The 9,883-nt window shown below is 35.6% G+C and carries 8 protein-coding genes; 6 read left to right on the top strand and 2 right to left on the bottom strand.

Annotated features, from left to right (window positions below):
* The 5 genes from GSA01S_RS07735 to GSA01S_RS07715 form a co-directional block, all read left to right on the top strand.
* A partial coding sequence (locus GSA01S_RS07735) for a LysM peptidoglycan-binding domain-containing protein (protein WP_157064799.1) occupies positions 1–435 on the top strand: 435 nt, incomplete at its 5' end.
* Between the two features lie 239 nt (positions 436–674).
* Entirely contained in the window at positions 675–944 is a 270-nt protein-coding gene (locus GSA01S_RS07730) for a hypothetical protein (protein WP_066126363.1), read from the top strand.
* Positions 945–953: 9 nt separating this feature from the next.
* Positions 954–1,355, top strand: coding sequence for a cytidine deaminase (gene cdd / locus GSA01S_RS07725; RefSeq protein WP_066126361.1), 402 nt, complete (start codon positions 954–956; stop codon positions 1,353–1,355).
* Between the two features lie 68 nt (positions 1,356–1,423).
* Entirely contained in the window at positions 1,424–1,804 is a 381-nt protein-coding gene (gloA, locus tag GSA01S_RS07720) for a lactoylglutathione lyase (protein ID WP_066126360.1), read from the top strand.
* Positions 1,805–2,309: 505 nt separating this feature from the next.
* A complete protein-coding gene (locus tag GSA01S_RS07715) occupies positions 2,310–3,482 on the top strand; it encodes a MalY/PatB family protein (RefSeq protein ID WP_083513262.1) in 1,173 nt (390 codons plus the stop codon).
* Between the two features lie 72 nt (positions 3,483–3,554).
* On the opposite strand, the gene GSA01S_RS07710 is transcribed toward GSA01S_RS07715, so the two are convergent.
* Together GSA01S_RS07710 and trhO are read right to left on the bottom strand one after the other, a co-directional pair.
* Positions 3,555–7,619: a transglycosylase domain-containing protein gene (locus GSA01S_RS07710; protein ID WP_066126357.1), complete on the bottom strand. Its 4,065-nt coding sequence runs from the start codon at positions 7,617–7,619 to the stop codon at positions 3,555–3,557.
* A gap of 58 nt (positions 7,620–7,677) precedes the next feature.
* Positions 7,678–8,649: an oxygen-dependent tRNA uridine(34) hydroxylase TrhO gene (gene trhO / locus GSA01S_RS07705; protein ID WP_066126355.1), complete on the bottom strand. Its 972-nt coding sequence runs from the start codon at positions 8,647–8,649 to the stop codon at positions 7,678–7,680.
* 186 nt (positions 8,650–8,835) lie between these two features.
* On the opposite strand from trhO, the gene GSA01S_RS07700 reads away from it, so the two are divergent.
* Entirely contained in the window at positions 8,836–9,636 is an 801-nt protein-coding gene (locus tag GSA01S_RS07700) for a diacylglycerol/lipid kinase family protein (RefSeq protein ID WP_066126353.1), read from the top strand.
* The last annotated feature ends 247 nt before the right edge of the window (positions 9,637–9,883 follow it).

Genomic DNA, 9,883 nt, shown 5'->3' with positions numbered 1-9,883 from the left:
AATGCGCATGGTGTAACCGTAGCGCAAATAAAACAATGGAATAACTTAAGCAGTGATTTCTTACAAATTGGTCAAAAATTAAAATTAGCAGGAACGACTGTACCAGAAACACCAGAAGAACCATCTGAACCAAGTACCGTTTATACCGTTGTAGCAGGCGATTCATTATGGAAGATTGCGAATGCGCATGGTGTAACGGTAGCGCAAATAAAACAATGGAATAACTTAACCAGTGATTTCTTACAAATTGGCCAAAAATTAAAATTAGCAGGAACGACTGCACCAGAAGAACCATCTAAACAATATACTGTTGTCAAAGGTGATTCATTATGGACTATAGCACAAGCCCATGGTACAACAGTTGCTAAAATTAAACAATTAAATAATTTAACGAGTGATTTCTTACAAATTGGTCAAAAATTAACTATTAAATAGTAGTTAAACTATATGTGAATCATTAATCGTTCGCTTGTTATGCTAACTAAGCTTCGTTATTTCCACCTCATTTCATCTATTACAAATGGAATGAGGTGGATTTATTTATACTGTCTTTTTTTATCGTCTTTAATTGGAATAATGGTGCATTTAAATTTAATAAATTGATGAACTCAACTGACATTTTACATAAAATCGCTTATAATAAGATTAATACCCCCATTGAGAGGATGAAGTTTATGAGTAAACCTATTTTGTTTTATAGTTCAGTTTGTCCTGATACCGATCCTTTTATTAAACTATTAGAGCCCTATCACATCGAATATGAGGCTATTAATATTACGGAAACGATGCCAAATTTGAAAAGATTTTTAAGTTTACGCGATACACGTAAAGAGTTCATGGAGAAAAAAGAATTGAATCAAGTAGGGATTCCAGTTTTAGTAACCGAAGATGCAACCTTAATTTTTGATGAAGCGTCATTAAATGACTATTACAAAGAAACATGAGGTGTTAAGATGACAACAAAAGAAGAATTAATTAAATTATCAAGAGCAGTACAAAAAAATGCATATATTCCTTATTCGCATTTTCCTGTAGGTTGTGCAATGGAAATGAAAGACGGCACCATTATAGAAGGTGTGAATGTTGAAAATGTCTCATTTGGTGTTACGAACTGTGCTGAACGTTCTGCGATATTTACTGCTGCCACGAAGGGTTACCGACCAAAGTCAATAGCAGCTATTGCGGTGAGTGGTGATACAGAAGATTTTCTTCCACCATGTAGTATTTGTCGTCAAGTAATGGTTGAATTTTGTGATCCAGATACGCCCGTATATTTAACGCGTAATAATGGTGATATTTTAACAACTTCGGTAAAAGAATTAGTGCCATTTGCTTTCGAAAAATTAGATATGTAAAGCAAAACTTTTGTTATTAAATTAATAATTTGCTATGATGTAAGTAGTAATGAAATAGGAGTGAAAACATGGCACAAACATTATTACACGCGTGCTATCGCGTTTATGATTTAGAAGCATCAATTAAATTTTATACAGAGGTATTTGACTTTACTGTTAGTCGTGAACGTCGTTTCCCAGAACATGGCTTTGATATTATTTATTTAGTAGTACCTGGTTCAGATTTTGAATTAGAGTTAACTTACAATTATGATTCAGATCGCTATGAAATTGGAAATGGCTTTAGTCATTTAGCTATCGGTGTAGATGATTTACAAGCAATTCATGCAAAATGTAAAGAATCTGGATATGAAACAACAGAGTTAAAAGGTTTACCTGGCTCTGAACCGTCTTACTTCTTTGTGACCGATCCAGATGGCTATCGTTTAGAAGTAATGCGTAACAAATAATTTATTATTGAATCATTGAGCTTTGGCTTATCCGAATAAGGGGCCAGAGCTCTTTTTTTATGCTTCATTTCGTATATAGCCATTATCATATAATTAGACGTTAACACAAAGGATAATGATCAAATATCTAAAGGCTAGGCATCATCTAGATAAACTCAGTCTGGTGATTGCTTTCTATGGAGGGATATGGTATAGTGTCACTATGCGATGAGTCGAAAGCAGTCTGGTAGACTGAAAGACAGTATAGCATGAAGCCAGGATGGCGCTATATGTTATCATGTTGTGAACCGTGATAACTGATACTTTAGTATTCTGTCGTTTCGTAGAGACTAACAATAAAGTTTTCTTTATTGTTAAGTCTCTTTTTTTGTTATTAGCCGATTGTATAATAGCTGTTTGATAGTATATGTTCTGTCTTAGTATTAATAAATAATGATTACCATTGACAGTCAAATGATAAAAATTATACAATCAAGTTAGTAATGGAATAGAGAAGAGGGATTTAATGCAAGAGTTTATTAAAAAGTATGCGATTGATAGAAAAGGCACTCATTGTGTAAAATGGGATGGTCTCCAACCAATCTTTGGTGCCGAAAATTTGCTTCCACTTTGGGTCGCAGATATGGATTTTAAAGTAGCGGACGGAATCAATCAAGCGATTACGAAGCGTATTGAACATGGCGTTTATGGTTATTCTTATTTGGATAATGACTACTATGAGCCGTTTTTTAAATGGATGCAAGAACACTTTAATGTACAATTAAGCAAGGATTGGATTCGTTTCACTCCAGGTGTAGTAAAGGCTTTGTATCATTTTGTAAATGCTTTTACCAAACCAGAAGAGGCTGTTATTATTATGCAACCCGTTTATTATCCTTTTAGTCATGCTATCGAACATACCGGTCGGAAATTAGTATCAGCGGACTTAATCGAAACAACGGACCATCATTTTGAAATAGATTTTGAGGCATTTGAAGCCAAAATTATTGAACATCAAGTTAAACTCTTTATTTTATGTTCACCTCATAATCCAGTAGGACGGGTATGGAAGGAAACAGAATTAAGAAGATTATTAGATATTTGTCAAAAACACCAAGTTGTGATAATTGCAGACGAAATTCATCAAGACTTTGTTTATCAACCCCACCAACAAATTGCATTATTAAGCCTCAATCACCCTTATATACAAGAGGGTGTCATTGCGGTAACATCTGCATCTAAAACCTTTAATATAGCAGGTCTAACTCACTCAATTGTTATGATACCTAATGAAACATTACGTTCACAATATGATCAATATGTTAAACGTGTGGGCGACATCGGTGTCAATTTAATAGGTTCTATCGCTACTGCGGCGGCTTATGAAACAGGTGAAGCATGGTTAGAATCTTTATTACAAGTGATTCAATATAATGATCAATTAGTGCGGCAAAAATTGACAGAACATGCACCAGAAATTATCATACACCCATTAGAAGGAACCTATCTACAATTCATCAATTTGAATCCCATTTTAAAGGGACGTGATTGTAAGGAGTTTATTCAAGATCAATGTGGGTTGGCTGTTGATTTTGGAGAATGGTTTGGGAAAGATTATAATGGTTATATTCGTTTGAATTTAGCAACTTCACCTGCGATTATTGAAGAAGCTGTTCATAAGATATTAGACCATTTGTAAAAGATAAATAAAAACTCCGAGATAGAATCAGTCGATTAATACTGATTTCTTCTCGGAGTTTTTTGTTCTCAATTAACCTGGAGCAACGGTTGTACTAGCAGCTGGCTCTGTAACCTCTGGTTGAGTTTCAGGAGCTGGCGTTCCACTTTCGTTTGGTGTTTCACCATCAGTTGTCGTTTCGCTAGATTCTGTTGTTGTTGTTTGAGAGTTATTTCTTTGTTGTGCTTCTCGTTGTTTACGAGCCGCTTCTTGAACTTTAGCAATATAAGAAGCCCAGAAATTCTGTGCATCTTGCTCAGTTCCATTAAAGATAAAGTCGTATTTTAATTCAGGTGCAGGTCTAGAAGTTTTGAAAATTTCTTTAACCAGTGGTTGAGTAACATTAATGTTAGTACCGTTCACTGTTAGAGACCCTGGTAGTGTACCTGTCTCTTGAAGGACTTCTGTTTCTTTAACACTATCTGGCATGACGAATGTTTCTTCGGTACCAAAGATGTCAGGATATTGAGCATAAAGTTCATTCATAATATTAGCCCAATAAATTTGGATACGCTCGGACTCACGTCCATAACCATCGTTAATATCAATATAATAATCATAATAACGATTGTCATAACCTAACCAAGTACCAGTGGTAATTTTAGGAGTTGAAGCTAAATACCAAATATCACGTGAATTTTCACTGATACCGGATTTGGCGATCCAATCACCACCCATTTGCATATGAGCAGCTGCTGTACGACCTGTACCTTCGGTATTAGTGTCTCTCAGCATATCCACTAAAATATAATTGGTATCTTCTGAAAAAACTTTTACAGGTTCTACGTCATGTTGATATATCACATTTCCATAAGCATCTTCAATACGCTCAATAAAGTAACCATCAACATATTGACCATTATTTGCAAAGGTCGTAAAGGCTCTTGTCTGTTCAAAAACGGTAGGACCAGTGGTGACTCCCCCTAAGGAGAAGGCTAAGTTTTCAGTATCTTCTTTAGTATATGAATCATTGATATCAAAGCCCATTTTTTTCATATAATCAAAAATTGGAATGTTATTTTCAACTAATTTTTGATAAATACGAACGGCTGGTAAGTTATCTGATTTCAGTAAAGCAGTGCGAGCAGTCATTAACCCTCCACTGACCACACCTCCGTAGTTAGTTGGGGTCCATGTGCTACCATCTTCAAAGGTAATTTCAAAGGCGGTATCCGGAATAACAGTCGATGGATTAATCAAATTATTTTCAACAGCCGGACCATATACTGCCAGAGGCTTAATGGTTGAACCGGGTGAACGTCTCATACCAAAGGCATGGTCAATTTGATTGTTTTCATAATCTGTACCAGCCACAAAACCAAGTACTTTACCTGTTTTATTTTCCATTACAACAATACCAGCTTGAACAGTTTCAACATAGTATGTTTCTTCGCCTGAATCAGGATCTGTATAGACACCATCATATGACACACCTAATTGATCTTTGTATTTAGCAGCTAGGGTTTGTAGTGAATCATAAATATCTTTATTAATAGTGGTATAGACATGGTAGCCACCAGTTCTTAATTGTTCAAGAGCTTCAAAATAAAATTCGTTATACCAATCTACATCAGCATTAACTTGATCCCAAGTTAAACCTTGGTCGGCAATATTTAAACGCATAATTTGTTCAATGGCACCATTCATCATGGATTGATATAAGTAAGTTTGTCTTTCGACACTCTTTTGTTCAGTAGGAATAAAGTCTTTGGTGATGTCATACTGTATCGCTTGCTCATATTCCTCTTTGGTAATTTTTTGTGCACGGTACATTCTAAATAGTACTTCTTTCATCCGTTCTATTCCTGCAGTTTGATCTTCATTAATTTCACCATATTGATTATATGGCGTGTAATTATATGGATCTTGTGGTAAACCAACTAAGAAAGCGGCTTGAGCTAAGTTTACTTCATTTGGACTTTTTCCAAAAATACCTTCAGAAGCACTTAGAATACCTGCGACGTTTTCACCATTATTATTGCGACCAAAAGGCGAAATATTTAAATAAGCAGTTAGAATTTCATCTTTACTAAAATAATTTTCAACACGTAAAGCTAGTAATATCTCATTAGCTTTACGGAAGAAGGTGACATCATTCGTCAACATTTGTTGTTTAACTAATTGTTGAGTTAAGGTAGAACCACCAGTACCAGAACCAGACAATAACAACTCTTGTAAGGTTGCTCTTAAGATTGCTTTTGGCACAATGCCTGGATGTTCATAGAAATATTCATCTTCCGTTGCAACCAAGCCATCTACGATATATTGTGAAATATCACTTAGTTGAGTGACATTTCGAACCACATCGGCTCTAACATTCGCAATAGGATTACCATTGGCATAATATAGGGTACTTTGTTGTTCGACACGATTAATTTGTTCTGCCATTTCTTCCTTAGAAGGAGGGGGTGTCTTGGAAACTAAATTGGCAAAGTAGCCTAGACCAATACCACCCGCTAATGCACCCATTAATAATCCAATTAATAAAATATAAATGGCAAAACGTTTTAGAACATCGAAGAAAACATTAAAACCAAAAATTACTTTCTCTTTGGTTGAAAGATTAGAAAGCGAATAGACATCATTTTCTTTTTTTCTTTTACGTTTCTTCTTATTATTTTTTGGGGCTTTGATATTTTTAGCTTTATTTTGTGTCACGGAAGATGCCACCACTACCTCATCCAAGTTATCAGTGTCATTATTAATGTGTTGAAAATGATCTTCTTTTTTTGATGTGGACTGGTTTTCTGTTTCGTTTTCAGTATGATTATCCATTATTAGAGGAACTGTAGGTCCATCTGCATGAACTTTAGCTCCTGAGTTGGAATAATCAGATTTAGCGTCTGCATTGTCAGATTCAGCGTCGGTTTCCTCAATTTCAGATTCTGTATTGTCAGATTCAGCGTCGGTTTTCTCAATTTCAGCATCTGCATTGTCAGATTCAGCGTCGGTTTTCTCAATTTCAGATTCTGTATTGTCAGTTTCATCATCGTTTTTGTCAATTTCAGATTCTGTATTGTCAATTTCTGAATCAGTTTTCTTAATTTCAGATTCTGCGTTCACAGTTTCTGAGTCAGAATAATCATTGGTGAATATCTCAGCTGTAGTTTTGGAATCAGACGCATCATTATGAGTTATTGATCTATTCTGCTCAGATGCGTTATTTCGCTCAACTTGACCATCTAATTGACTTTGAAGCCCGTTGTTTTCATACGTTTCAGATCCGGTTAATGTTGAATCAACTGTGTTACCAGCTGATTTTGATAGGGAACTCGCATCACCGGTAGATGAAACATCATCAACATTATCATCTAATTGCACTTGGTTGTCTCGCTGTTGTTCTCCCATCGTATACATTTTTGAAGGAGCTAAGGAATCCAAGATAGGTGGATTCCCTAAACCATCCTCATCCTGAGGTTGAATAGGATTCGTTTGATGATGGCTATCATCGACTTTCAAAGCTTGATTATAAGAATCGGTGTCATGATAAGTTGCATCTTCCAGATGGCTTTCTTTATGAGTAAACTTTGATTGACGATTAGAAGTAGCATTCGATTTTTCAATCAACTCATCATCATGAATTGGATTAAAATCAGATAAATTATCTTTCTTTGAATCGGTTGTTTCTTCAAGTGAGGAGTTAACACTTGATCCATCATAGAGTGAATCATTTTCCTTACGATTACGCTCATGGAAAGTTCTTTCGACTTCACTGGCATCAGCAATATTTTCTAACTCTTCAATGCGTAGACGGCGACGACGCTCTCTTTCAGCTCTAATTTGTTCGCGAGTAGGTAAGGGCATCTTGGCCATCTTATCCCGATTTTTTTCACGTTCATAAAAATCCATCTTATCATTTTTCTTATATGGATTTTGGTGAGGCGACTGACTATCGACTGCTTGAGTGAAAAGTGATTGAAGACGGCGCATTGAACGATCAATGTGACTAGAAGTTGGGCTTTTAGGCTCTACTTCTTTAGATTCATGAGGTAACTCCGGCTTTTTAGGTTTAGGAGGCTCATGATAGTCAAAATCAACATCGTAAAACTTGCCGTTCTTTTTATTGTTTTGAGGAATCTCATCTTCAAACTTACTCACTATCACACCTACTTTCTTCTATTATCGTCCATACTTAATTAGTTAATTTGATTAAAACTTACGCAGTAGCGGAATCTTTTAATGACTCTCCAATTGCGTTTAAACGTGCTTCCCATTCTTCTGTTGATAATTTATTTTCCACAATGTATCGATTACGAGGATGGCGACGGCATTCGGCACAACAACCACGCACATATTTGTGCTCATTGTCTTCTGAACATAAGATTTGTTCATTACAGAATGGGTTACCACAATTGACATAGCGTTCACATGGTGTACCGTCAAAATGGTCTTTACCAATAACTGTTGGATCTACATGGTTAATTGGGACCGCAATACGTTCGTCAAAGACATACATTTTACCTTCCCATAGGTCTCCACGTACTTCAGGATCTTTACCGTAAGTATCAATACCGCCATGCAATTGACCAACGTCTTTGAAACCTTCACGAACCATCCAGCCTGAGAATTTTTCACAGCGGATACCACCCGTACAATAAACTACAACACGTTTTTCCATGAATTTTTCTTTATTATCTAACACCCATTGAGGAAGTTCACGGAAATTACGAATATCCGGGCGAATAGCACCTTTAAAATGACCTAAGTCATATTCATAGTCATTACGAGTATCTAAGACAATAGTATCTTCGTCTAAGATAGCGTCACGGAATTCTTTTGGTGACAAGTATTGTCCGGTAGTAGTAAGTGGATCAATATCTTCTTCTAAGTTTAAAGCCACAATTTCTTCACGTGGTCTGACAAACATTTTCTTGTGAGCATAGTCATCTGCTTCATCTTCTTTAAACCATAAGTCTTCAAAACCAGGTAATGAATGGACATACTCTTTATATTTTTCAGTTTGTTCAATTGTTCCTGAAACAGTCCCATTAATACCTTCAGTTCCGACTAATACACGCCCTTTAAGGCCGATACTTTTGGCAAAAGCTAAATGTTCTTGACAAAAAGCTTCTGGGTCTTCTATGGTTTGGTATTTATAGAAGAGTAATACACGGTAATCTTTTGACATAATTAATAATTCCTCCTTGTAGTTGCATGCTACAATTTTTTGCTATGGATAGCCTTTCTATTATATAATATTTTAACATATTTCTCCAATTTAGATAATTTATAAGCATAAATTTAACCTAGTTGTAACGATTTATGTAATAATTGACTTAAGAGAATTGTGAGTGTTGTTAAGAGGAGTGATTTTATGTTGAAAAAAGTCTTAGTGATTGCAAATCCAGGGTCAGGTAAAAATAAAGCAGTGGAGTATGCAGGAAAATTAACACAAGTTTTACTAGATGAGTATCAAGCAGAGGTAACTGTAAGAGTAACTGAAAAAGTGGGAGATGCGACGGAATGGGCCGCCCAATTTGAAGGGGATAGTGTCCTTTGTTTAGGTGGGGATGGTACTGTTAATGAAACAGCACAAGGTGTTTTGAAAAATCCTCAGCAACCTAATTTTGGTTTTATTCCTCTTGGAACGGTCAATGATGTTTACTTTATTAACACTTTAGCAGTTGGTTCAATTGCAACTTCAGTGATGGAGACTGATTCTGATGACAAAAATACTTTAGGATTCTTTGCATATGTTAAAGATGCTGTGAGTTCATTTTTTGAGTCAGACGCATTGAAGTTAACAATTGATGATGGGAAAAATGAATATCCTATTGAAACTAATTTAGTGGTTTGTGCTTTAACCAATAGTGTGGGTGGTTTTGAACAACTGGTACCAGAGGCGACGATTGATGATGGAAAAATTCATCTATTGGCAACTAAAGGAAGTGCCCCTCAAGATTTAGTTAAAGCAGCCATAGATGGCGGATTAAAACTACAAGATTCAGAGCATTTACTCGTCTTAGAAAGTGAACAATTTAATATTCGTTATACTGATAAAGATGATGAACATGAGGTTTATTGTAATATTGATGGAGATAAAGGACCGGCAGTGCCATTATCAATTAAATGTCTACCACAAGCGATTAAGGTATTGCAACCAGTTGTTGATTAATTAATAATAGCTGTTATCGTCTAACCTAATTTATTTTGATGAAAATAAAATAAACTGCGAATAGTTGTTCATCGGGCTATGACGGAAAAAAAGTTTTGCAAAAACTATAATAATTGTTTTGAAGCCAACGCATTACTTTTTAGCGCAGTGGTTGAGTGGCCTCAACCTGCGTCTTGCGAGGTAGGGATAGAGCTGATAAAATCAATTAAGCTATTGTTCGTTAATTAAAAGCGCAGTGGTTGAGTGG

Origin of the sequence: Globicatella sanguinis NBRC 15551 (assembly GCF_001552295.1) — a bacterium.
In the GTDB taxonomy this organism is placed as follows: Bacteria; Bacillota; Bacilli; order Lactobacillales; family Aerococcaceae; genus Globicatella; species Globicatella sanguinis.
The sequence above is the reverse complement of the archived record's forward strand: the minus strand, read 5'-3'. Positions and strand labels throughout refer to the sequence as shown.